This window comes from Paenibacillus sp. MMS18-CY102, assembly GCF_009789195.1.
Classification (GTDB): Bacteria; Bacillota; Bacilli; order Paenibacillales; family Paenibacillaceae; genus Paenibacillus_T.
In genome coordinates this window covers 1-24,689 of record NZ_WSTC01000025.1, presented here as the reverse complement: position 1 = coordinate 24,689, position 24,689 = coordinate 1, and the positions used below count along the sequence as shown (strand labels likewise).

The 24,689-nt window shown below is 48.4% G+C and carries 23 protein-coding genes; 2 read left to right on the top strand and 21 right to left on the bottom strand.

Going from position 1 to position 24,689, the window contains the following annotated elements; translation table 11 throughout:
* Nucleotides 1-49: 49 nt before the first annotated feature.
* Complete coding sequence (efeB, locus tag GON22_RS18110; RefSeq protein ID WP_160397519.1) at nucleotides 50-1,345, bottom strand: iron uptake transporter deferrochelatase/peroxidase subunit; 1,296 nt, start codon at nucleotides 1,343-1,345, stop codon at nucleotides 50-52.
* 6 nt (nucleotides 1,346-1,351) lie between these two features.
* A complete protein-coding gene (gene efeO / locus GON22_RS18105) occupies nucleotides 1,352-2,242 on the bottom strand; it encodes an iron uptake system protein EfeO (protein ID WP_160397518.1) in 891 nt (296 codons plus the stop codon).
* A gap of 277 nt (nucleotides 2,243-2,519) precedes the next feature.
* Between efeO and GON22_RS18100 the strand changes: the two genes are divergently transcribed.
* A complete protein-coding gene (locus GON22_RS18100) occupies nucleotides 2,520-3,494 on the top strand; it encodes a spermidine synthase (RefSeq protein WP_160397517.1) in 975 nt (324 codons plus the stop codon).
* A gap of 84 nt (nucleotides 3,495-3,578) precedes the next feature.
* Here GON22_RS18100 and GON22_RS18095 read toward each other — a convergent pair whose 3' ends face one another.
* From GON22_RS18095 to GON22_RS18030, 14 genes are all read right to left on the bottom strand, one after another.
* The gene (locus tag GON22_RS18095) at nucleotides 3,579-4,049 is read right to left on the bottom strand and encodes a hypothetical protein (RefSeq protein ID WP_160397516.1); all 471 of its coding nucleotides are present in this window, start codon (nucleotides 4,047-4,049) and stop codon (nucleotides 3,579-3,581) included.
* A gap of 399 nt (nucleotides 4,050-4,448) precedes the next feature.
* Nucleotides 4,449-4,895 carry an SMI1/KNR4 family protein gene (locus tag GON22_RS18090; RefSeq protein WP_160397515.1) on the bottom strand — a complete coding sequence of 149 codons (447 nt, stop codon included), beginning with the start codon at nucleotides 4,893-4,895 and terminating at the stop codon, nucleotides 4,449-4,451.
* 31 nt (nucleotides 4,896-4,926) lie between these two features.
* Nucleotides 4,927-6,723 carry an HNH/ENDO VII family nuclease gene (locus tag GON22_RS26175; RefSeq protein WP_237179234.1) on the bottom strand — a complete coding sequence of 599 codons (1,797 nt, stop codon included), beginning with the start codon at nucleotides 6,721-6,723 and terminating at the stop codon, nucleotides 4,927-4,929.
* A gap of 385 nt (nucleotides 6,724-7,108) precedes the next feature.
* Nucleotides 7,109-7,636 (bottom strand): SMI1/KNR4 family protein, encoded by a 528-nt coding sequence (locus GON22_RS18080; RefSeq protein ID WP_160397514.1) that lies wholly within the window; start codon nucleotides 7,634-7,636, stop codon nucleotides 7,109-7,111.
* 15 nt (nucleotides 7,637-7,651) lie between these two features.
* A complete protein-coding gene (locus GON22_RS26170; protein ID WP_237179233.1) occupies nucleotides 7,652-9,163 on the bottom strand; it encodes a hypothetical protein in 1,512 nt (503 codons plus the stop codon).
* 280 nt (nucleotides 9,164-9,443) lie between these two features.
* Entirely contained in the window at nucleotides 9,444-9,965 is a 522-nt protein-coding gene (locus tag GON22_RS18070; protein WP_160397513.1) for an SUKH-4 family immunity protein, read from the bottom strand.
* 4 nt (nucleotides 9,966-9,969) lie between these two features.
* Nucleotides 9,970-12,870 (bottom strand): nucleic acid/nucleotide deaminase domain-containing protein, encoded by a 2,901-nt coding sequence (locus tag GON22_RS18065; RefSeq protein ID WP_160397512.1) that lies wholly within the window; start codon nucleotides 12,868-12,870, stop codon nucleotides 9,970-9,972.
* Nucleotides 12,871-12,929: 59 nt separating this feature from the next.
* Complete coding sequence (locus GON22_RS18060; RefSeq protein WP_160397511.1) at nucleotides 12,930-13,307, bottom strand: DUF4280 domain-containing protein; 378 nt, start codon at nucleotides 13,305-13,307, stop codon at nucleotides 12,930-12,932.
* A 21-nt stretch (nucleotides 13,308-13,328) separates the two neighbouring features.
* On the bottom strand, nucleotides 13,329-13,988 hold the full coding sequence (locus GON22_RS18055) for a hypothetical protein (RefSeq protein ID WP_160397510.1): 660 nt from the start codon (nucleotides 13,986-13,988) through the stop codon (nucleotides 13,329-13,331).
* 13 nt (nucleotides 13,989-14,001) lie between these two features.
* Nucleotides 14,002-14,493 (bottom strand): hypothetical protein, encoded by a 492-nt coding sequence (locus tag GON22_RS18050; protein ID WP_160397509.1) that lies wholly within the window; start codon nucleotides 14,491-14,493, stop codon nucleotides 14,002-14,004.
* Nucleotides 14,486-15,607, bottom strand: coding sequence for a pentapeptide repeat-containing protein (locus GON22_RS18045; RefSeq protein WP_160397508.1), 1,122 nt, complete (start codon nucleotides 15,605-15,607; stop codon nucleotides 14,486-14,488). Before GON22_RS18045 ends, GON22_RS18050 begins: the two co-directional genes overlap by 8 nt.
* Nucleotides 15,608-15,622: 15 nt before the next feature.
* A complete protein-coding gene (locus GON22_RS18040) occupies nucleotides 15,623-17,125 on the bottom strand; it encodes a contractile injection system protein, VgrG/Pvc8 family (protein ID WP_160397507.1) in 1,503 nt (500 codons plus the stop codon).
* A gap of 468 nt (nucleotides 17,126-17,593) precedes the next feature.
* The gene (locus GON22_RS18035) at nucleotides 17,594-18,130 is read right to left on the bottom strand and encodes a hypothetical protein (RefSeq protein WP_160397506.1); all 537 of its coding nucleotides are present in this window, start codon (nucleotides 18,128-18,130) and stop codon (nucleotides 17,594-17,596) included.
* 151 nt (nucleotides 18,131-18,281) lie between these two features.
* Nucleotides 18,282-19,193 carry a DUF4097 family beta strand repeat-containing protein gene (locus tag GON22_RS18030; protein ID WP_160397505.1) on the bottom strand — a complete coding sequence of 304 codons (912 nt, stop codon included), beginning with the start codon at nucleotides 19,191-19,193 and terminating at the stop codon, nucleotides 18,282-18,284.
* 244 nt (nucleotides 19,194-19,437) lie between these two features.
* On the opposite strand from GON22_RS18030, the gene GON22_RS18025 reads away from it, so the two are divergent.
* On the top strand, nucleotides 19,438-20,115 hold the full coding sequence (locus GON22_RS18025; RefSeq protein ID WP_160397504.1) for a 3'-5' exonuclease: 678 nt from the start codon (nucleotides 19,438-19,440) through the stop codon (nucleotides 20,113-20,115).
* 34 nt (nucleotides 20,116-20,149) lie between these two features.
* Here GON22_RS18025 and GON22_RS18020 read toward each other — a convergent pair whose 3' ends face one another.
* The 5 genes from GON22_RS18020 to GON22_RS18000 all read right to left on the bottom strand — a co-directional run bounded on the left by GON22_RS18020 (nucleotide 20,150) and on the right by GON22_RS18000 (nucleotide 24,566).
* Nucleotides 20,150-20,725 (bottom strand): ribonuclease H-like YkuK family protein, encoded by a 576-nt coding sequence (locus tag GON22_RS18020; RefSeq protein ID WP_160397503.1) that lies wholly within the window; start codon nucleotides 20,723-20,725, stop codon nucleotides 20,150-20,152.
* Nucleotides 20,726-20,970: 245 nt separating this feature from the next.
* Nucleotides 20,971-21,714: an ABC transporter permease gene (locus tag GON22_RS18015; RefSeq protein ID WP_160397502.1), complete on the bottom strand. Its 744-nt coding sequence runs from the start codon at nucleotides 21,712-21,714 to the stop codon at nucleotides 20,971-20,973.
* On the bottom strand, nucleotides 21,714-22,424 hold the full coding sequence (locus GON22_RS18010; RefSeq protein ID WP_160397501.1) for an ABC transporter ATP-binding protein: 711 nt from the start codon (nucleotides 22,422-22,424) through the stop codon (nucleotides 21,714-21,716). Before GON22_RS18010 ends, GON22_RS18015 begins: the two co-directional genes overlap by 1 nt.
* Before the next feature lie 241 nt (nucleotides 22,425-22,665).
* Nucleotides 22,666-23,337 carry a response regulator transcription factor gene (locus GON22_RS18005; RefSeq protein WP_160397500.1) on the bottom strand — a complete coding sequence of 224 codons (672 nt, stop codon included), beginning with the start codon at nucleotides 23,335-23,337 and terminating at the stop codon, nucleotides 22,666-22,668.
* Nucleotides 23,334-24,566, bottom strand: coding sequence for a sensor histidine kinase (locus GON22_RS18000; protein WP_237179232.1), 1,233 nt, complete (start codon nucleotides 24,564-24,566; stop codon nucleotides 23,334-23,336). Before GON22_RS18000 ends, GON22_RS18005 begins: the two co-directional genes overlap by 4 nt.
* Nucleotides 24,567-24,689: the final 123 nt, after the last annotated feature.

The following is a 24,689-nucleotide window of genomic DNA, read 5'->3' as shown; positions in this document are numbered from 1 at the left end:
ACGGCTATAGCCGTTATATCGGTCTGTACAATTGCATCACACGTACGTGCTACAGCAGCGTATCGCCGATGTAGCCGCCTTCCTTTACACCTGGGAAGCATGCGAATACGGCACTCCCGTTATGCTCGATATATTCGTTCAATGCATCCGATTTCGCCAATCGCGTCTGCATCGGAATAAACTGCTTTGCCAAGCTTCGATTGTAAGCAATGAAGAGCAAGCCCGCATCGAACTGTCCCGTCCGCTTGTCCAGCCCGCTGGAATACGAGTAAGAACGGCGCAATATTTGAACGCCATCTTCCTTCGCTACGCGTACATGCGCATCCATCGGAATGACTGGCTTGCCTTTCCCATCTTTGCGGTCGAGGTCGATCTTCTCGAATTCATCTGTGCTGCCAAGCGGCGCGCCGCTCGTGCGATGGCGGCCGAAGGTTGCTTCTTGGTCGCCCAGCGTCGAACGGTCCCATACCTCGACTCGAATCCGAATGCGGCGGACGATCATATAACTGCCGCCCGCTAGCCACGATTGCCCATCGCCCGCTTGCGACCAGACAACCTCGTTCATCTTAGCGCCGTCCTTCACATCCGGGTTGCCTGTTCCGTCCTTGAAGCCCATTAGATTACGGGCCGTACCGCCGCTAGGATCGGAGCCTCCCGTACGCTGGAAGCCTTCTTGCGTCCAACGCAGCGTTGCTTTGCCGCGCGCGATGCGCGTAAGGTTGCGGATGGCGCGAAAAGCCACCTGCATATCATTCGCGCATACCTGCACGCCAAGGTCGCCACCTACCCATTCCTCGCGAAGCGCGTCGCCGCTGAAAGCAGGCAAGTCCGCGAGTTCTGCCGGCTTCTTGCCTGCCAGGCCAAACCTTGAATCGAAGAACGAGGGCCCAACGCCGAACGTCAGCGTCGTTTTGGAAGGCTGAAGCCCCGCGGCTTCTCCCGTATCTGATGGGGGGACGTTCAGGTTTTCATTATCTTCGCCAATCATCTGGCCTTTTGCTATAGCCGCCGAAGCAGCCGTCCATTGCTTAAACAGCTCGCGCACTTCATCGATTGACGTGGTGGACAGGTCGAATGATGCGAAGATGACAAAATCCTGCGCTGGCGTCGTAATGCCCGCCTGATGCGCGCCATAGAAAGGAATTTCCTCATGGTAGCCATCGGCTGGCGCACCTGAAGCAGCAGCGCTGCTGCTTTCCTTTGATTTTAACAAAGTGCCGATGCCGGCACCGCCAAGCAACAGCCCAGCGCCGCCGATGCCAGCCATTTTGAGCAGATCGCGCCTACTGATGCCCGGCTTGCCTTGATTTTCACTACCGCTCTTCTTATTGTCGTTGGCCGCCATTCGTCATTAAACCCCTAACGCTTTGCCCATTTGGGAAAGCGGTTCTGCCAGTGCATCAAGCGCTTGGCTAAGCGCACGCGTATCTTCTTCTTTAAGATCGGTGTAAGGCACATAGCCGTCACCTGATTTATATTTGGCAAGCAGCTCATTCAACGCTGTGAATTTGTCGCCGATGCTTTTCTCAAGTGCAGCATCCTTCTCCGCCAGCTCTGGCTTCAGCAGCTCATAGATTTTGTTCGCACCTTCTACGTTTGCTACAAAATCATACAAGTCCGTGTGCGAGTAACGCTCTTCCTCGCCTGTTACTTTAGAGGACGATACCTCATTCAACAGCTCAACTGCGCCCGTCGTCAGCATCGCTGTATCTACTTCTACCGTTTCCATCAATGCACGCATCGCCTTTACATCGTTAAGCAAGCGATCCGCATACTCTTCGTAGCCAGCCGTTTTCTTATCGACCCAGAGGCCTTTCTCGATTCGGTGGAAGCCGCGCCATTCCTTATCGTCTACATCGCCTTCACGGGCATCGATATCCGGGTCAAAATTGCCCAACGCTTCTGCAATCGGCTCAATCCGTTCATAGTACATGCGCGTTGGCGCGTACAGGCTCTTAGCCGTTTCCAGGTCGCCGCCTTTTACTGCCGCAACGAATTTCTCCGTCTCTACGATCATCAGATCGTTCTGTTCGATCGAGAATTGGCGATATTGTGCCAGTACATCCTTCAGCTTCTCATTCAGATCAGCGGACGCATCCGCCGCTTTCGTATCCGTCTCAGTCTGCGTCTGTGCTGTGTCAGCCGGTTTGTCCGTTTCCTTTTCCTTCGAATCAGACGAGCACCCTGCAAAAACAACCGACATCGATAATACAAGTGCTGCAAACGTTAATCTAGCTTTCATCGTGAACATCCTCTCTTGTGCAACTCTCGAATTGATAATATCTATTGGTTCTATCATTGTGAATTTATTGTAAGATTACGGTTCATTCCATAAGCCTATCCAACTTGCAGTATATTCGCTAGTGATAATCATTGTCAACGGGCAATCCTATCCTTCCAAAATCGTTCACAATTAGGCGAATCATCCTTTCATTCAAGCTTTGTTTTGCATACCGTATGAAGATGATGCTTGGCCATCTATTATTGAAGCCTAAACAGCCAGAGGAGGAGTAAGTTCGGTGAATGAATATGCAATAGGCGCCGCCTTCGGAGCCCTAATTGTTCTTGCAGTGTGGGTGAGCCTATATTGGAGAAAGCGTTGGATCGAATCTTATATAATGGAAGAAGAAGAGCCGGACGGCGACTACAAAATCATTTTGCGCAAAAAATCGCCCCACCAAAAAATAGCCGTCGCAGAAGCCTGTGGCATCTATCATCTATTCGCTGATGGCAGCGAAATGCTAAGCACCAACAAAGCCGAAGACCAATACGCTGAAGCTATCGTCCATGTCCCCATGGCGGCGGCCCGCAACCGTGAATCGGTGCTCATCATCGGCTCAGGCGCAGGCATTACGGCCCGAGAGGTGCTTCGCTATAAAGAGGTAGAGTCGGTCACTGCGGTCGATCTGGATCCGATCATTGTCGAGATGGGCAAGACGTTCGAGCCGTTCCTCGCCTTTACGCGCGGCTCTTTGAACGATCCTCGCGTGACGGCTATATTAGAAGACGGGCGTACTTTTGTCGAGAATAGCACCGATCGCTGGGACGTCATCATTATCGACCTCCCCGACCCTTCCTTCCATGCGCCTGGATTAAACAAGCTATTCTCCGTCGAGTTCTATCGGCTGCTGAAGACGAAGCTGAATCCCGGGGGCGCAATGGCAATCGCCTGCTCCATCGTATCGACAATGCCTGAATATCTTGCCGCTATTCGAGCAACGGTCAAAACAGCGGGTTTCCACGTTTCCCCTTACCACTGGGATTATATCGTTGAATTCGCAATCGATTGGGGATTTTGCCTCGCTACACTGCGGCCGGTCGACGTGCTCTCGCTAGAGCCGCTTGTGCCCGTGAAGCATCTGACAGAAGAACGGCTGGAGGACATGTTCCGCTTGCCGCGTTATCTGCGGGTGGATTGGGACGAGGATGAGGTGCAGACGGATAACAACACGCTGTTGGCGGAAGTTTTGAGCGGGGAATATCGAGAGGATTAGCAATAAACGTTTATCACCAAAGAACCGCCATCCCGCGTGAAAAGTGACTCCTGCTGGGTTAGCGGTTCTTTTGCTTTTCAATATTTACACGCTCGTAACCGGTGAAGGCAGTTTTTGTTGCTTTCTTTTCAAGTACGACTTGGCTCGTTTATTGCATAGAATGACGATGAGCACAATGATATGCAGTGCTGCTGCGAGCAGGCCGGGTCCCTTAAGCGAGCAATGGAAAAATGCTGAAAAAGAAACAAAAATGATGGAAAGCTTATATAGCCTACAGCTGATAAAAATAATAGGGAGGAGTGAGATCATAAAGCTCATAGCAAATACCACTTGTATTCCTGCTAGTATCCTAATCCTCTCACCTACTTCAAGCGGCATATCATGTATAACATTATCAACGATCTTTGTCGCCCATGTCCCCTCATCAGGAAACCCATAGATTTGAGGGATATAAAAATCTATTGCGCTTTTAATTATTATGTAGACGGCACCAGTAATGCTGGCATACAACACCATCATAAATAGCATAATTTTAATGCTTAATGGCATTTTCATTTTTCTTCTTTCACTCCTGAATTTTATTTTTTGTTGTGCAAGACAACACTATTTCATCCATATTAATATTTTAAAACCAAAAATAGGTTGAGTTTATCAACTATATCGGATTTAAGTTAAAGAAATTTTACCCATTTTTAGAAAAAGTAATTTGAAGAATCTGAAAAACGGTGATTATTTAGATTGGAACAAATAAAAACAGGTCAATCATGGTGGTAACTGACCATGATTGACCTGTTTGATGTAACGGAATAGCGTTATTTAGGTTATAAAATTAATACATTTGCTGTGCGTGCAACCGAAATTGAGAAATCTTCATACGGGTATTAAATGAGTTAAGTCTTTTATTGGTTGAATGATGAATTCATTCGGCACTGGGTAGCCCCCACTAACTAAAACTTAAAAATCTTCATCCCAGTTTTCTTTAGCTTCACTGAGTCTTTCGGATAAAAAATCATAAAAACCGTTTGCTCTTTTCCCACTGAACCCTGCTACTCTATCCCATGATATTATAGAACATTCGCCATCCAATAAATTTCCTGTATCAAGACAATAAAAGAATTCGTCACAATCTTCAATTACAATGTATTCCGATGGTAGTCCGAGATTACGAAGTCTTTCAGTATTTGATACAACAGATGGGATTGCTGATTTCCCACAACCTAGGATATCTACACCAAAGAGTCCACCTGAACCATAGTTTTTTAGAAACCATTTATAACTCCTCGGAAACACAACGTTTAGTTCATTTTCGACTTTTGTTATTTCTGTGTCTGAGACTCCACCAGTAAAATCAGTATCGTCAACGTGTTCTTGAATAAAGGCATTCAATTCGTTTCGTTCCAATTCTTATCCCTCCTTGAATATCATCAATATCTTACTCTTTTCCTTCTATTTGCTTTGCTCTCCATCTCCAGTACTTCGACCTAAAATTGTTGTACTGTTTTTCTAATACAGGATTATTTCTAAAACTACCGCCGTTTTCAACTAGCCCATGCAATATTTTACTGTACTCATCGTGTAAACTCGCAGGTAATTCTACCATTGGACCAGGTTCTAATTGGATTGTATGATGAAGTTCTACTTTCGTTCCATCTTTCCAATAAGGCGGTCTACCTTTTTTCATTAATTCAATGTTTGTTAATCCAGTTTCAGGGTCAACTCGATTCCAATCAATATCACTTCTCTGATAGACGCGCCTACTAATATCTTTTGTCTGCCCATCGACTTTTGTCGTCCCTTTGTATTCTACAGGTGTATAAGTATTACTTGTCCCACCACCACCATACCCCTCAGCCTTCCAAATCTCCGCAATCTTCGAATTCAAAGAATACCCCGAAGATACGCCAAATCCACCCGCCAGCCCAATCTCGTTTTGCACGAATAGAGGCTCTTTCTTCAGCACTTCCATCATCTGCCGAATCCGCTTCGCAATCTGCGCCAGCTCATCTAACGGGTTTTTCCTTGGCATCGCGTTTGTTTTCAGCTTGCCATCCTTCGTTGGCGTTTCAGCTGTTGGTGCGTCTGGATCAGCATCCGGGTGTGGACTGCTTCCATCCTCGGAATCGGAATCCTTATCTTTCCCTGAATGCGTCCCTTCTTCCTCCGTGCCCTTGCCGTGAATCTTCCGCTCGCCAGGCACATCCGGTGCAAGCTCCGTACCTTTCTTTATGCTTTTGAATACGGCTCCGCCTGCACCTTCCGTTACTACCGTTAGTGCAATATCCACGCCAACCATGTCTGCGGCAAAATCATTTCGCCCTGCCTCATAGTATTCTTCGACGCTGCTCGTTAGCGGGTTTAGCTTCCTCCTATTTTCTTGCTGCTTGACGAACGGTTCGAGATACTCGTCGTATGCCCACTGGCTTGCTTCCCTGGCGGCATCCCCAATCGATTTATCCCCGCTTACGATGTCGCCGCCGTACGCCCATGCGTCTTTACCCGTCTGGATGGCTCCTTGTACCGTGGCATTCCGTTCGGTTAACGACCCGACATCTTTACCGCTCACCGTACTGTATAAATCGCTTGCGTTCTCATCACCGACCATGCCGGTGAAGGCCGCATCCGCAGCGTCAACCGTAAAGCCCCATATGCCCTTTAGCATATCTACGCCCGCGTCACGTACGCCCTTCGCTTGCGCTTTATTACTCGCCTCTATCCGCTGCCGTTTCAACTCTTCCGGCCCGATCTGGGCCAACAGTTGCTCGAACGCTGTTTGGATCGGCTCGAACGTCCGCCGGTTCCCAGTGTCCGCCTGCAAGACGATCTGCTCGCTATGGTTATTGACATCTTCAACCAATTCTATCGTATCCGAACCTGCTGTGATGGACAACCCTTCCATCCCTTCGAGGTGAACGGTCGCCCCCTCCAATCGCAGGTTGCCCGCCGCATGGATCGAGACGCCAAGCGCGCTGTTCAGCCTCACGCCGAGATACTCATTGAGCGAAATGTACAGCTGCCCTTCCTTCGCGGTCATCTCCAGCTCCTTGTCCCCTAGAGTGAAGCCTTTTCCCTGTGGGTTGCTGAATGATTTTACGCCCGGGTCATTCATCTTCGCTTCCTGTTTGGCTGCATGCTCACCTCGCGGCGCCTGCCTCACCGACTGAATGACCATCGCCTCATCTTCGTCTGCACTCGGAAAATACAGCTTCACCTGGTCACGGTTGACCTCCATAACCTTGCCTTCGATGGAAGCTCCGATAATCGCTCGATTGTCCCCCCCGTCTTATGCCCTCTGGCGTTCGCTTGATGCTGCCAATCGAAGTATAGAAAGTATTATCGATTCGGGGCAGCGTATTCTACAGTTACATAAAATTTTTAAAATCCTGTAAGAAAGCGAGCATAACAAAAAACAGATCAATTATGGTAGTATCTGACCATAATCGACCTGCTTCGCGTAATGGAATAGCGTAATTTGGGTTATGAAATTAAAGCGTTTGTTGTGCGTACACACAACATGACAAAATCTTCATACGGGTATTATATTGGTTATTTGTCTTATTGGTTGAATGATGGGTTCATTCGGTACAGGGTAGCCCATCCCGTGATTTACTCTTAAATTAAAAATCTAAATCCTTTTCATTGCCTTCGTAATCTACTAACATTGCCCCTTCTTCTAACGTGTCCATGATCCACTCAACAAAACTTCCCCATGATCTGGATACCTCTTGAGCTTCTCTATCCCATTGAACTACTGTAGACTCATAACCATTATTAGTATCCAAATCCAAGCAAATTGTATCCCCATAATTAAGATCCGCAATAATTAAATAAGTATCTGGCATTCCTGGACGTCTTCGTTCTATCATGAACGAATCATTTAGATATGATCCTCCTCTTTGTTTAGGACCTGATGTTGTAGTGTATATTTCAGAGATCACTGTTCCGGGGATAAACAGTTCTCCTCCATTACATATTTGAAGAAAGTCCTTATATACTTTAGGAAATTTTACTTTTAACATACTCTCAAGATCCTCTATAGATGATTCGTCGATTCCCTCATTCAACGAATGCACTCCTTCGGCATATCTGTTTATTTCCTGGACAAATGGTAAAAGGTCTTCGTTATTTGAAAAAAGTTTCTCCATATTTACACCTCTTATTTATTCAAAATCCCATGGAGTTTCATCTCCGAATTCTATCATTTTCCCTGTCCTTGGATCATAATATCCATTCGTTGGATTATGATAATTTCCTCCATGAGCATCAAGATGTTCATTCACATCCATATTTCTACCTTTCAAAAATTGAATATTATCAGGATCTCCTGCAAAATCAGGATATTCTGAAGCTGATTTCATATGCTGCCCCTCATACCCTTTTACTTTACCAGTTTGTAATAACTCCTGTTTCTCTTCAGGAGTCCAATCTCTCGATCCTTTTCCTGTAGTTTCAACCAACTCTTTTTCCTGTTTCCATGCCTGTCGAACTGACTTTTGACGGAGAGCAGAAAATTGCTTGTCATTTAGCCATTTACCATTTACATTATACTCTTTTTTACCATCGACAATCCTTACTTTAGGATTACCAGTCCCCTCACCACGAGAACCACCACCACCCCCACCATGCCCCTCAGCCTTCCAAATCTCCGCAATCTTCGAATTCAAGGAATACCCCGAAGATACGCCAAATCCACCCGCCAGCCCAAGCTCGTTTTGCACAAATAGCGGCTCTTTCTTCAGCACTTCCATCATCTGACGAATCCGCTTCGCAATCTGCTCCAACTCATCTAACGGATTTTTCCTTGGCATCGCGTTTGTTTTCAGCTTGCCATCCTTCGTCGGTGCTTCTACTGCTGGTGCGTCCTGCTCATCCGGATGCGGGCGGGCACTTCCATCCTCTGAATCTGAATCTTTATCTTTCCCTGAATGTGTCCCTTCTTCCTCCGTGCCCTTGCCATGAATCTTCCGCTCACCAGGCACATCCGGCGCAAGCTCTGTACCTTTCTTTATGCCTTTGAATACCGCCCCGCCTGCACCTTCCGTCACTACCGTTAGCGCAATATCCACGCCAACCATGTCTGCGGCAAAATCATTTCGCCCTGCCTCATAATATTCTTCGACGCTGCTCGTTAGCGGGTTGAGCTTCCTCCTATTTTCTTGCTGCTTGACGAACGGTTCGAGATACTCGTCGTATGCCCACTGGCTTGCTTCCCTGGCGGCATCCCCAATCGATTTATCCCCGCTTACGATGTCGCCGCCGTACGCCCATGCGTCTTTACCCGTTTGGATAGCTCCTTGTACCGTCGCATTCCGTTCAGTCAGCGAACCGACGTCTTCACCGCTCAATGTGCTGTATATATCTCTTGCTTTATCATCGCCGCCGACCATCCCGGTGAAGGCCGCATCCGCAGCGTCAACCGTAAAGCCCCATATGCCCTTTAGCATATCAACGCCCGCGTCACGTACGCCCTTCGCTTGCGCTTTATTACTCGCCTCTATCCGCTGCCGTTTCATCGCTTCCGGCCCAATCCGGGCAAGCTCCTGTTCGAACGCTGTTTGGATCGGCTCGAACGTCCGACGATTCCCAGTGTCTGCCTGCAGGACGATCTGCTCGCTATGGACATTTACATCTTCAACCAATTCTATCGTATCCGAACCTGCTGTGATGGACAACCCTTCCCAGACGAAGATGACGCGATGGTGATCCAGTCGGTGAGGCAGGCGCCGCGAGGCGAGCATGCGGCCAAAGAGAACAAGTTGGTAACAGCTCAAGACCCTCAAAATGCGTTGAAGGATCTCTTCGCCGCATGTTTGTATTGTTTAGTTTGTTGCGGCAAAAATAAAAAACCACAACACGTAATGAAACTCGTATTGTGGCGTTGTGGGTTGTATCCTAAAAACAACCATATGATAATCAGAAAAATTGATAGGTATAATCCATAAATATAACTTTCTACAAACCTGTCTCGTAATCCTCAATAAAATGTGACCAATATCCTTCAACATAATTCATTGCCTCAGGATCGTGTTGTTCGAAAAATTTACGTAGCTCTTGTGCATATTTTTGCGAGCTATATTCACCTTCCCGTCTCATTTTCATTGCCAATTCACTTCTAATTAAATCAAACAAAAAAAATGTCCTCAAGTTTTTATTGAGCATATATATTGACGGATAGTGCACAGATGAAATAGTAAAGAGTTTGTCACTACCTTCCTTTAAAAACAGTCCTTTCGGGCTAAGAATACCATGACATGCATAATGACCAATAATAATAAATTCCGTGTCTTCAATTATCGTTTTTTGAATAGTATCCATTCCATAGAATACAAAATCATCATATACTTCTGGTACTCCTATTGAAACCATGAAATCAGCATTCTCATAACTTACACCAATCTTAACCAATTCATCATAGTCATAGTCCCGTAAATTCGAATCGTAATAATCTCGAATCTCACGAATGTCAAAATCCATACTATCACTCCTTTACTTTTTCAATCTCTTTAGCTAGTTCTTCATTCCCTCTATCTCTTGAAGCTTTATCCCCATACTCAACGCTATAGGTTACTTCAGCATCAGGAAATTCTTCTGAAAGTAACTTCTTACAATCATGACCCTCAATAATACAAGGCTCTCTTTCAGTATATACACGTTTAACTTCATACGTCTGTCCATTTTTTTCAGCTGCAAGCTTATCCTCATATAAAGCCATTTCGGAGTGTACATTTTTATCTTTTACTTTTCCACTTGGTTTTACAACTTGTCTTCTAGTACTTTCAAAAACCTTCAAATATCGAACACCGTCTATTTCAATTTCTGCCACAACAAGATTTCTTAAATCGTATATCTGGTTATCAATTCGATATTTTCTCGCCATTGCACTTAAATCTGTTTCTCCGTAGACAACTTGTTTTGGAATTTTTGGAACAGGTACTTTGTCAGGTTTACCCGTCCCCTTACCACCCCAGGAACCACCACCATGCCCCTCAGCCTTCCAAATCTCCGCAATCTTCGGATTCAAGGAATACCCCGAAGATACGCCAAATCCACCCGCCAGCCCAATCTCGTTTTGCACGAATAACGGCTCTTTCCTCAGCACTTCCATCATCTGACGAATCCGCTTCGCAATCTGCTCCAACTCATCTAACGGATTTTTCCTTGGCATCGCGTTTGTTTTCAGCTTGCCATCCTTCGTCGGCGTTTCAACTGCTGGTGCGTCCTGCTCATCCGGATGCGGGCGGGCACTTCCATCCTCTGAATCTTTATCTTTCCCTGAATGTGTCCCTTCTTCCTCCGTGCCCTTGCCGTGAATCTTCCGCTCACCAGGCACATCCGGCGCAAGCTCCGTACCTTTCTTTATACCTTTGAATACCGCCCCGCCTGCACCTTCCGTCACTACCGTTAGCGCAATATCCACACCTACCATGTCTGCGGCAAAATCATTTCGCCCTGCCTCATAGTATTCTTCCGCACTGCTCGTTAGCGGGTTGAGCTTCCTCCGATTTTCTTGCTGCTTGACGAACGGTTCGAGATACTCGTCGTATGCCCACTGGCTTGCTTCCCTGGCGGCATCCCCAATCGATTTATCCCCGCTTACGATGTCGCCTCCATACGCCCATGCGTCTTCACCCGTCTGGATAGCCCCTTGTACCGTCGCATTCCGTTCGGTTAACGACCCGACGTCCTTACCGCTCAATGTGCTGTATATATCTCTTGCTTTCTCATCGCCGCCGACCATCCCGGTGAAGGTAGCATCTGCAGCGTCCACCGTAAAGCCCCATATGCCCTTTAACGTTTCGACGCCTCTATCAAGATAGCCTTGCGCAGTCGCTTTATTACTCGCATCTATCCGCTGCCGTTTCATCGCTTCCGGACCAATCCGGGCAAGCTCCTGCTCGAACGCTGTTTGGATCGGCTCGAACTGTTTCCGGTTCCCTTTGTCTGCCTGCAGGACGATCTGCTCGCTATGGACATTTACATCTTCAACCAATTCTATCGTATCCGAACCTGCTGTGATGGACAACCCTTCCATCCCTTCGAGGTGAACGGTTGCCCCTTCCAATCGCAGGTTGCCTGCCGCATGAATGGAAACGCCAAGCGCACTGTTTAGCCTCACGCCCAAATATTCATTGAGCGAAATGTACAGCTGCCCTTCCTTCGCGGTCATCTCCAGCTCCTTGTCCCCTAGAGTGAAGCCTTTTCCCTGTGGGTTGCTGAATGATTTGACGCCCGGGTCGCTCATCTTCGCTTCCTGTTTGGCTGCATGCTCACCTCGCGGCGCCTGCCTCACCGACTGGATCACCATCGCCTCATCTTCGTCTGCACTCGGAAAATAAAGCTTCACCGGCGTTCCCTTCTCCGGCATCATGTACCATACCTGATTGCCTTCCGCCGAATACGGGAACCACCTTGCTTCCTCCACGCCCTGCACATCATCCATATCCAAATGCAGCTTCACCTGGTCGCGGCTGACCGCCATAACCTTGCCTTCGATGGAAGCGCCGATGATCGCGCGATTGTACACCCGCTCCCGCCTCAAACCTTCCGGCCGCCCGCAGGCATAAGTCCATTTGAACAGTCCGTGTTTCAGCTTGCCCCGGCGCTCCATTACCACGAACAATTGCCCGCCCCGCTTGACCTCGTCGCCGAGCTGCAGCACATCGCTTCGCTCGAATGTATACGTAATGCCGTCCGTTTCCTCGGCATCCTTCCAGCCATTCGCTTGGCGCTGCCAATATTGCTTCGCATTGCGGCGGGTGGTGCACAGGGCATCCTCCGGCAGCTCGATTTGCCTTCTGCCTTCCGGCAGGCCGATGCACAGGCGCGGCTTATGCGCCGTCACATCCGGCACAAGATCAGCTCCCGCGAACGAGGCAAGCCGCCTTAGGAATACCCAATCCGTCTCCTCATACTGCATAATAAACTGGCCAGCCTCCTGCTCATCGAAGGCCATGTCAATCATATCTCCGCCGGGGTAGGCTCCGATGATCGAGTCGGCGATGTCCATCAGCTTGCCTCCTGCATGCTGGAAGGAACGGTCCTTTCGCACCGTATCCATCGCGAACGTATGCGAAATCGCATCGGCAACGAGCGTGCGCACGCCGTGCCTCACGTGAATCGCCGTTTCATTGAGCGCCCCCATGAACAGCGTTTGCTGGCGCTGCCCCTTGTTGTCCAGCAGATGCAGCTCAATTACCGTTTCGCTGTCCGCATGCTTCACAATGTCCTGCTCCTGCTGTTCGGAGATCTTGCCAACCACCCGCATCCGCGCATGCTCCCCGATCCCATGCGTAAGCTCCAGCTCTTCAAGCCGTATGCCGCCAAACGCCCACTCGATCTGCAAATGCCGATACGTTGCGGCTTCCATTGCTTGCTTCATTCTAGCTCCCTTCCAGAAGCATTACCGTTTCGTTCCCAGATGACTGATTGCTTCCCTTTCTATTTCTGTCCGTCATTTTCGATCGAAATGATCCCTTTATTCAGGCACGTTAAGGTGGAATTGTTCAGCAGCGCTGGCTCCTCGTCCAGAAGCACATCCTCCTTGCCGCTTGACCACTGTGCGGGATTGCAGAAAGCAGGCTGGCAAAAGTCCCCCGTCTCTTTGCAAATACCGAACGTACTAATATTGGTTATGGGCAAGCAGTCTTTTATGTTCATCACCGAAGCGTCCTTAATGTACACGCCATGGCACATCGGCAAATTCAGCACCCCAGGGTCTGTGCCGTTGCTGCACTTCAGCGTCGCTCCGCGAACGACATACGAATGTTCCCCGCCAGCTATGCCCGAAAGCAGCATTTGTAGCAATAATGAAAGCAAGATGCGCCCCTCCCCTCTTTATTATTCGTGCAGCTCCATCGTCTGCATTATCGCCACAGCCGTCGGCTGCCATAGCTGCGCATCCTCTAGCTTGAACTGAAAGCTACCGAGCAGGGCGCGGCCTTGCAGCGTGGTGACGAATACAAGCTGGTACAACTGCAGCGGTTCATTGGGCATATAACATTCGAACCAGCTTAACAAACGCCCATTTGATTCCATCGTCTCTTCGTGTACGATTTGAACGCCCGGTTTATCCCCTCGCCACTGCCCGATCATCCGCTGCTTAAACGGCACGACCGCTTCAACTGGCAGCGCATGCGCCATCCAAGTCGCACCGAAGGCAGTCAGCCCATCCCGATCCAGATACATCAATTGCTCATGTTCACGCTCGCCCGTTGGCGCTGCCAGCCCTTTAGGCACCTCATGCAACGAATAAGGCAGCTTCAAGCTAATGTGATTGTCAAAAAGCTTCACTTCTCTCAGCTCAACCCGTTGCCCATGATCGTATACAACCGATGAATCAATGGCAGCCCGCCATTGCGCCATGGAAACAGGTCGTTCCCCTCCTTCTAGCCCGTTCCACTCGGCAGACGCATTCAACTCACGCTCTCGCTCTCGCTGCTCTTGTTCAAACTCAAACTGGTCGTCCAAAAACAACTCATCCCAATATTGTCGCTTCATGCGTACCGCCTTTCTAGCTTTGCTCTACCCTTGTCAGGACAAAACCCGTCAGATTACGGCGCAGCAAGCTTTCAGCCGCTGCTAGGCTTATGATAAGACAGGGCGCCAGCATATCTTCAACAGCGAACAAATGTTGGCCTTGCAATCGCTCGCGCTCCAGCACAAGCCGTTTTATCGTACCGTTAGGATACTGCTCGCTCTCTGGCGACAAGCACCGCAATGCCGGCACTTGCAGCGCCCAATAAGGATGCTGCCGCCCTTGCTCCGTATCTACCAGCGCCACATGCTTCAAACGAATCTGGCGATTGTACTTATGCATAATTGATTTCATCTGATCCGACGCGAGCCAGTAAGGGCGTTCGATCCAATCTACGTAATCCCGAGTGCGGCTCCCATGCACCTCAGCGGCTGACGAAACCGGCAATGCTTCAAATGCGTCCAGTGCCGCAGGGGCAACAATATGCGGAATGCGGCTGTCCCCCACAAGCTTAAAAAAATCAGCCATGCCCTATTTCCTCCAATGATGGCATCCATCGAATGGACTGTATTTGCTGCTCGCTTAGCTTGTAGCGCCCCTTATCTTTCTCAAGGAAAACAGCGTCACACAGATTCGCCCCTTCAAAATCGGCATTATCCAGCAACGCATCTGTAAAGTCCGCTCCGGACAAATCCGCACCCGAAAATTGCACATCGAGCAGCCCAGGCACGCGGCTAAGCGGCTCTTTCCTCCCCGCGCCGCTCGCCCCTCTAAAGATCGCCCGCTGCAAATTCGCACCCCGAAAGTCTGCGTCGGCCAATAGCGAATGGCTGAAATCTGCACCCTCTAGCATCGCGCCATGCCATCTCGTTCCGGCCAACACGCAAGCTTCAAACCGCCAATTCGGAAGCCGGCTGCCGCTAAAATCGGTGTAACGAAAATCCCTTCCCCTGCACTGGTCCGAAGACAGTGATATCCCCGCAAAGCTTTCATACATACACGCCTGATTCCCCTCTTCCGTTAGAAGCTTTCGGATCGCTTCCGCATCCTGCGGCTCCTTATGCCAAACATAGATGTCTTCACTGAAATCAAAGTATTCTCCGGCGCGGATATGCAGCTTGTCTACCTTCATTAATTGCTGATAGTCCGGCAGCTTGATCACATCAGGCAGTGCGAAGCGGATAAGCGAAGCGATGAACGGCGCGATGTACTCGCCATATTGCAATACCATTCGCTCCACATCAGGCGGATGCAGCATATCGATATACAGCTTACGTTTTTGCTCCAATAAGCCCTTTAGCGAAGCAAAGCCCTGATAGGCCCAGCTTACATCGTAAAAAGCCATACATTCCACCGGATCGCTGTACCAACGGGCAGAGTAGGCTTCTACTACGCAAACAAACCTTTCCTCTAAAATTGACGTTCTTAACCATGAGCAGTGAAGGAATCCGATCGGTCCCTTCCCCTCGTTTTGCTGCTGTTCTAACGCCATCTTGCACAGCTTGCGAAACGAATCGACGAAGGAATCCACAAGCTCTCCTCTATGCTCCCGGAAGAAGCTGTCCAACTCCTCGATTCGCTCCGCTAACCCCGGCAGGAATACCGTGTCATAGAGATGCCCCCATGCCTGTTCTTTGTTCAAGCCATTAGCCCCCTGCTAATTCATCTTAATTTCTGCGCCCTTCATCTCGACCTTATCTTCCAGAAGCAGCGAGTTTTTATTGCCTGTCAATTCGACCTTCCCTGCGGAGATTTGGAGATTTTGCGAGGATAACATCATCGCACTTCCCGAATGGATAAGGACATCCTTGCTGCTTTCGATCGAAATGCCGGATTGATCGCTGATCGTAATCGACAGCCCGTTGCCAGCCGAAATCGATATGTGATCCTTGCCCATCACAATCTCCTTGCCGTATTTGGTACGGAATGATTTCGTATCTGGGTTGGACATCCTGTCGCTGTTTCCGCCACCTGCACCTGCGTGCGAGCTGCTTCCCCCGCTTTGATTCGCAGATCCTCCGCCCGCTCCATTGGATGCTTTCGGCGCTTCCGTCACCGTGCGCTTGACAGAGCTGATCGCAATGCCGCGCTCCTCCTTCTTGCTCGGAAAATAAATACGGATGCTATCGCCCACTTCCGGCATACAGTACCACCCTGTGTTATCCTCCGAGGCGTAGATCGTCGAGTATGGGAACCAGTAATCCATGCTGTCCTCTTCCTGATCGTCCATATCCAGCTTGGCTTGCACCGTATCCTTTCGCACTTGCAGGACGCGCGCTTGAATCGAAGCGCCAATGATTGCTGCGTTATGCTCTTTCTTCTGCCTCAGCCCTCTGTAGGGGTACAGGCTATATGTACATGTCAGAATGCTATCCTTCAGTTCAATAGCCACATCACCGACAATTAGCCGATGCCCCTGAAAGGTGACGACATGCGCCAGATCCAGCACCCGGGTCGACTCCACCTCATAGACAAGATAATCCTCCGCATGAACACCAGGCACCTGATAATCCTTTGCGACGCAATAGTCCGCTTGCCGCTTCTTCACCGTATAGCTGGAAGCTTGAAGAACGCCCTTATCCACCCCGTGCTCCGATAAGCCGAAAAACAGCTCAGGCTTATCGAAGGCAGATACAGCAACGAGCACCGTATTAAACCGGGAAGCCATTCGCTTCAAAAACTGCCAATCTGTTTCCTCATACTGCATAATGAACGTTCCTATAGCTGCGCCTTTCGATACCTGATCGATTGCGTCCCCTTTCTCATAATCGTCTACAACCGCCTTAACGAGATCGGAATACGTCATGCGTGGATTTTGAAAAGAACGCTGTTTGCGCTTCATATCCAGCAAGAAGGTGAACGATACCGCTTCAACAGCCAGATAGTAAACGCCCCGCACCATTCGCACTTCTGCGTCCACCACCATTCCCTTGAATAACGGCGTGGCCCTTCCCGACTTCTTATCCAACAGCTCAATAGTGACTGGTTCCTCCGATTCAGACTTCGTCACATACTGGTCTTTAAACTTTTCAGGAATAATGCCCGTTAGCGATACCCGGACATGGTCGTTCATCGATTTCACAATCTTTAAGGATTGGATTTGAACCAATTCGTAGGGGGTAATGCGAAGGTTTGCGTAAGACAACACCATTTCATCCATATTACTCTCTCCTATCCATAAAATGGGGTAATTAGCTATCAAATATATCGGATCAAACTTTAAGAAATTTCACCCAATTTTAGAAAGAATGATGATGTGAAGCAGGAATGTTGCTATAAAGGATTAGAAAAAAAGCAGCCTATCCTCAACCGAGGATAGGCTGCTTTTGCTCATTTAGCTTCATTACGCCTGTACTAAGGGTTCTCGTTTTCTTTGGTCGCGGCAATTCTAAGTATCCCCATGTGCGGCAGCTTCTCTCCCAATAATAAAAATAAGGGTAGCACCAATGCCACCCTTAGCCTACTTTTTAGTCCCTCACTTGTACGGTAGAGGTTTTCCGGCTTTTTGCTTTTTGTTACATAAACTAAATTTCAACGAGTGCCACCGGTTTGTACATACAACCCATTCATTCGTAATACCTGTACCCAGTCTACCACTTATGCCCGTGAATACAAATTAGCACCGCTTCTACTCCTGCAAACTAGCAAATACATCCGTGCACGAACTTCCCGTGCCAATGGTATTTAGCCGTCGGATATAATAGGTCTCACAATTAAAAGTTCCAGGTCTCATATAAATCACTACCATTGCATGCCTTTTTTTGTCCCAGCGAATTACCCGCTCATATTCATAATGGTTTAGCCTATCCCCCATCAGCTTATCTGCGTATTGTCCAGCCTTCTTCTCAGACATTGGAGGGAATTCGTTCCACCAGTAACGATGGATACTGCCTAGCAGAAGGGGAATCAACGCTCCCAATAACAAGGCATACACTCTCGGCTTCCATTTGACCTTCGTACTCGTGATAAAGAAAATAACGTAATAGACGATCAAAAACAATGTGAAAGGAATAAACAAAAGCAATCCTACTAGAAATAAAGTTGCATAAAAGTCCTTGCCATAGCCGTACCTTGGTCCGGGAAGGTACATGAATAAATAGAACGCCCAAAAATACCATAGCGTATTCATTAGCGATACCAACGTGGCTTCCCGCTTGCTTGTCATCAACCAACACACCTTTTCGTCTCAATCGTACATCCTCAATTCCTATTATCGGAAAATACTAACAGAAATAATAATATTATTTCCCGGGAATTAAAATAAACCGAAAACGATATTCGCCTTCGGTTTCTCCACTCATCTATTCTATTATACGCTACTCTAACTTAAAATCACCGGAGCCCGTGCGAACCTTCAACAATGTATCACCGCTGCCGAAAGACCCGAGAATGCGTGATCGATTATCATCTCCGATAGCATAGCTGAAGCCGTCCCAGCGAATGCGGCCATCCCCAGACCCTGCGTCAAAATCCACAGCTAGCGACTTCGGCGCCGCTCCTAGCTTGATTTTGATATCTCCGCTTCCCGTCTTCAGGTCCGTATCCCGTTCAATCGCATACTGGTCCAATCGAATATTCCCTGATCCCGTCTCCATCTGAAATGCCGCCTTGCTATCGATGACCTTAATATTGCCGCTGCCGGAGCGGAACAATCCGCGCTCTGCCGTCAATTGGTTCGCCGTAATATTGCCAGAGCCGGTATGCAGCTCAATCGCTTGCTTCGTCTTCATATTCGTAATGTCCAAGTCGCCGCTGCCTGTATCCAAATCGATGCCGTTGGCCGCAATATCTTTTGCAGTTATATCTCCGCTTCCCGTATGCATGCGCACCAAGTTCCAATCCGCCTCTGGCAATTCAACGGCCAGCTCAAGGTTATTCCAATTCAGCCAGCTCAACCAACCTTCAGGACGATCGATCCCGATCTCTAACGTATCGCCTTGCCGCACTGACCGGATGGACAGTTCATCACTCATCCGCTCGCTTACTCTGCCTGTTAGCCGAATGCCGATCGTGTCGCTCTTGCTTCGAACGAGAACGACATCTGCGTTCTCTACACTCACATTAATGCTCCGTATCCCCTCAGCAACAGCCGATTGGCTTTGCGCGATCCGCTCTTTTTTCCAGAACATAAAGGATCCGCCCCCCTTCACTCCTTGCTGCGCTGATGCCACAATGCCAACTAATCCAGCAATAATTAGCACGACCCCAATTCCCACCCTTCTGTTCAATTCGTTCACCTCCCTAGTTAAGCTGTTGCTTTGTTGGCTTCAGCTTATCATGCGAGTTGAATAAGGCGCATTCGTCCGACGGCGTATTCACACCCCGCCTGTGGTCCAGTTCCTATCTAACCTGTCATCGTCCTCCTATCCCTTTTATATCTACTCCGCTACTATGTACTCGTTATTTACCATCTCCCTCCCTTCGTCTGCCCGTGTTACAATAGAATCATATGATTGAAAGGAGTGAACCGGTATGCGCACTTATATTGTGTACGATCTAGAATTTACCGTCCTCCGCAAGCAACAGTATGCAGCCGACATTATTGAGATCGGTGCCGTCAAATTGACCGACGGTGAACAAGGCCCGATCGAACTCGATCGATTCCAGACCTATGTGAAGCCGGAACGCAACAAGGTGATTACGACGCACACGACAGAGTTCACCGGCATTACGCAAGAACAAGTCGACGCTGCGCCAACTTTCCCGGATGCAATTGCGTTATTCCGGCAATGGATTGGCGATACAACATACTATTTGTGCTCGTGGGGACCAGACGATAAGCAGCATTTTGTCCGGCAATGCCGCGACATGAAGATCGAGCTCAACTGGTTATGCAACATGAACGACCTGCAGTTGTACTATACGAAGCTGCAAGGCAATAATGCCAGCAAGCGAATCGGATTAGCTAGAGCACTTGAAACTGCAGGTTTCACCTTCGATGGCGCCCAACATCGTGCACTTGATGATGCGGCAAATACGGCCAGATTGTTCATCCGCATGTTTGACCAGATTACGCTAGAGCATAACAATGCAGCAGATGATCCGCTCTATGAGACGAAGCTCGTCTATTCCAGCAATGATGATGACGATGATGACGACGGACATAACCCGTTCAGCCACCTCGCCTCGTTATTCGGCAAACCACAGTAGAAGCCCCTTTAAGGGGCTTCGCTCGTTTAACCCACTACATCACAAGACGAACCGGCCGTTTCGTGAATCGATTGGCATAAGCAGATGCTCCATAAGATTCAGGTTTCGTTCGAGGCGTATACATCCCCATCGCTTTCACACGCCCAATCATCTCATCCACATACAACGACGTTGGATTGCGGAGCGGCTCCGTTCCCGCATCGATATCGATGAACGTCTCCAACGATGCGCCTTGGTACACATACGGCATCAACATCTCCTCAATTCGCGCAAACAAGGGCTCCATGAAGAAGTAGCCTGTTTCCTGTGACAACGCCGTTTCCAATGAGAGCTTCTCCCGCAAGGATGTCAGCGGCCGCGTTACGACAGACTGCCGATAACACGCCCATACCCCTTTACCCAGCCTTCGAATGATGACACCCGTTACGAATTTCGTATAATCACGAAACACTTGGCTGTCTGTTCCAATCACGAACTGGTAAGGGGCCCTCACATCCTGCGAGACGAAATGAACAATTCGAGCGCTAACATCCTCTACGGTCATCCGAGATTCCGACACGTTCTGAAACAACATATCTCCGTGATAAGCTACTGCGCTCTTCTTGCCCATTGTCGTCTTCGCCACCTGTCCGTTGACGCCCCGCTATGTAAGCAACATCAGGCCGTCAGTCTCAGTGTCCCGAATACTGGAAGGTCCAATGAAACAAAAAAGCGCCGCCAAGCTATACGCACACTGCAGAGCAGTATACGTTTAACTTGTTATGCGGCGACTTCTGATTAGGTATAGAGCAACGATCAGTACTGTGTCTACCTATAGCGTATCCATTAACCTTGCTTCTTGTCAACCCGCCGTATCTATACGATGTCCCATCGGAAGTACTTGCGGCTGATTACAATCCCTAACCCGACAATCACCGACAAAACGATAACATCAACTATGCTTGAGGACGTAAACAATTTTCCTGACCAACCGTTCTGTAAAAGATGGACTGCATATTTCAGTGGAATAACCGCCGTTACAGTTTGCATGCTGCTCGGCAGCGATTCGACCGGTATGGTCGCCCCTGACAAGAACATCATCGGATATAATGTCACGAAACCAATCGCCATTCCGCTCTGGAACCTTCTTGCAACGCTAGCCACGATAAACCCGATTGCGAAGAATGCACATGACGATAATACAAGCGCCATCACAAATTGGGCAACGTTGATGACAAGTGGCGCGTTGAAGGCAAGCTTCGCGATAATAATAATTTCGAGTGTGCCAGCGAATACTGCGAAGAATCCCTTCGTTATAATCGCTTGCAAAACAAAAGCTGGGCGAAGCGGCGTTCCCTTAAGCCGTTTGTACACGCCTCGCTCACGGTCAATGACCGCTTGCAATCCGATAATGAAAAAGCCTGACGTGAACAATACGATTCCGATCATGCCCGGTATAAATTGGCTGAAATACTCGGACATGTCCGTTCGCTGTACTTCGAACATTTTGCCGAAAAAATAAAAGCAAGCAGCTGGCATGACAAATACGAAGAACAGTCCAATGATTTCACGGAAAAACAGCCGAAGCTCCATCTTGGTGTGCATTAACATCGATTGCATTAGGCCGTCTCCCCTCTCCACCTTAACGCCGTCAGTTGTAGATTCCTCTGATCGAATGAGTTGGTCCCGAATAATAGTTTGCGTTTGATTTCTTGTGGGGTGCTGCATAGAGACACTTCCCCTCCTACGATCAACGCAACGCGATCACAATGCTGCTGGGCTTCTTCGATGTGAGGTGTTGAGACGATGATCGTCTTGCCCTCCTCACGCATACGGCCCAATATTTCCCACAGTTCAGTTTGAGCCTGCGGCTCAAGTCCCGCAGACGGCTCGTCCAAAAAAATAATTTCCGGATCGTTCACCAAAGCAAGTGCGAACGCAATGCGTTTTTTCCAGTTTTCCGTTAGATCCATGACATAATGATTCAAGTATGGCTTCAACGCTAACATCGAGATGATATCGTTCAGGTCTCGCTTCTTCTTATAATAGGAACGAAACAGCTTCAAGACTTCCTTTACCTTAATCCGTTCATGAAGCGATGTATGCTGCAATTGAAAGCCAATATGTTCCTTCAATTCATTCGCATGCTTGTCCGCATCCATACCTAGCATATTTAACTGTCCGCCGTCAGCTTCCCTTATCCCGATTAATAATTCAAGCAGCGTTGATTTGCCAGAGCCTCTAGGTCCAACTACTCCAAATATCTCGCCTCGATTAATCTTTAACGTAATGCCACGTATTGCTCGAACCATGCCATATGATTTCATCATGTCAGTGGCATCGATTGCGTAACCCGTAATGAATATCCCTCCAATCCTTTACGGACCCTCGGTCTGAGCCAGTCCTTCCTGTTAACAATCGTATACCAAGTGCAGTAATTTATCACCGAAATCAACCTTGCATAGACCCGCATAAACATTGCGCGTCGACGCAACTGCCGCGCATAGATGCAAAAAAAGCCTAACACCCGGCAAACTGCCGAATGTTAGGCGCATTAATGTTTGTTAATTATTAGGAATTGTACGTGAGATCCCGCTCGTTAATTAAGCCTAATCGGTTCGCTTCAACGATAGCCTCGGAGCGTGATCGGACGCCTAGCTTCTCGAATATACGTGTCAGGTTGTACTCTACCGTACGTTGGCTAATAAAGAGCTTAGCCGCAATTTCCTTGTTGCTGCCGCCGCTTGCGACTTCCCTTAGGATCAACTGCTCTTTCTCATTAATCGATACTTCCTCGACCGTCTTGCCGTTACCGTCCGTTTGCTGGAAGCGCACCTCACTGCGCCTGAGCTGCTTCAACAGGTGCACAGGAACGACAGCCTCACCGCGCAAAGCGCACCGAATAGCCGTAACTAGCTGTTCGCGTGTTGCAGCTTTGCTAATAAAACCAGAAACACCGGAATCCATCAACATATTGTAATGGGAGGCAAGATCGTAGCCGGTATAGATCAGTACGATTGCATCCGCATTCGCCAATGTCACCCGTTTCGTCAGCTCAAGCCCGCTAATAACCGGCATGTTGAGATCGAACAGCATTAAATCGAATGATTCCTGTTCAAGTTTGTTCAATGCTTCCATGCCTGAGAACACGATCGTGACTTTGATATCGGGGTCTTGCTCGATCATATGCCTTGTCCCTTCCCCTACGGAAGGATGGTCATCAACTAATAATACACGGATCATGCCGATTCCTCCTCACTGCCCCGGAACTCGGCACTTTCTTCCTCCGGAAGCGGAATAATAATTTCAATATCCAGCCCTTGTCCTGGCGCCGTACGGAAATGCGTCTCGCCTTCTAAGCCCGACACCCGCTCTCGGATTCCGGACAGCCCCATATGCTTGAACGAAGATTGAAGGCGGTCCATCTCCATCCCAATTCCGTTATCCTTGTAACGGTAAAAAATTTGCCGTTGATTATAATGCAGCATCAGCTCAACCTGCGTCGCTCTCGAATGCTTCATCCCGTTGCGCAGCAGCTCTTGCGTGATCCGATAGAGCGACAGCACATGCTCATCACTAATCTCCACTCGAAAATCCTGGTGGCTAAACGTTATCGTATAGTTTGCGTGCAACTGAGTATGTGTACATAAATTTTCAATCGCTTCGATTACGCCCATTTCCTTCAAGAATGGCGGACGCAGCTCGTTACAGGTTTCACGAATTTGATGAATAACATCCAATAAGCCTTCGCGAATATCTTCTAGGTTCGTGCGAGTAGCCGGTGGCAGCTGCTCTTCATCATGCGTAATCGCCTCAAGCTTGCGATACCATAACAATTGATCCTGAAGCGCTGAATCATGCAGATCGCTTGCCAGCTTACGGCGCTCCTTCTCCGACAATTGGAACAATAGGCGGAGCACCCACGGAGGCGCTTCCTCTCCCCGCTTCGTGCTTAGATCATGGACGAGCCCTTCGATTAGCTGCAAATTCTGATATACAAAACCTACATACGTCATGATTGTTCGAAGCCATACTTTCTCGTCATGATTGTACTCCATATGATTCACTTTATCATCAATCCAGACAAAATGCTGCGTGCCTCGGCCTTGTCCAATCATGTAGCAATACCCCTGGGACATCTTCAAGGAATCGCCAATATCTGAACGTGATGATACCCTGCTATAAAGCTCTGATAATAAAGTCTCAGTCGGCACAGCGCCTTGTCTCCACTTCAACGTAATGATATTACCCTCAACCCTGCGTTCGATAAACCCTACGGAATGAATAGGCAGCAATCTTGTCAATTCATCAACCAAGCACCGCTCCAGCTCTGCAACTTTCATTACATTAGCAACTCTTCGTGAGAAGCTTTCCAAGCTTTGTTCAAATTCATGTGCGCCTTTAATGACTTTATTACGGAATTTAAGATCAAGCACTTCCTTCGCATACAAGAATACTACAATCATTATCATGACTTATGCAGTTCGCCCCAACAACTGTAAGGACAAAAGTTCAATAGATTTCTAGCTAAAAACAAGATAAAACACTTGACAAATAGAAGTCGCCTAAATAATTGCGAAGGATACCTTTTTAAC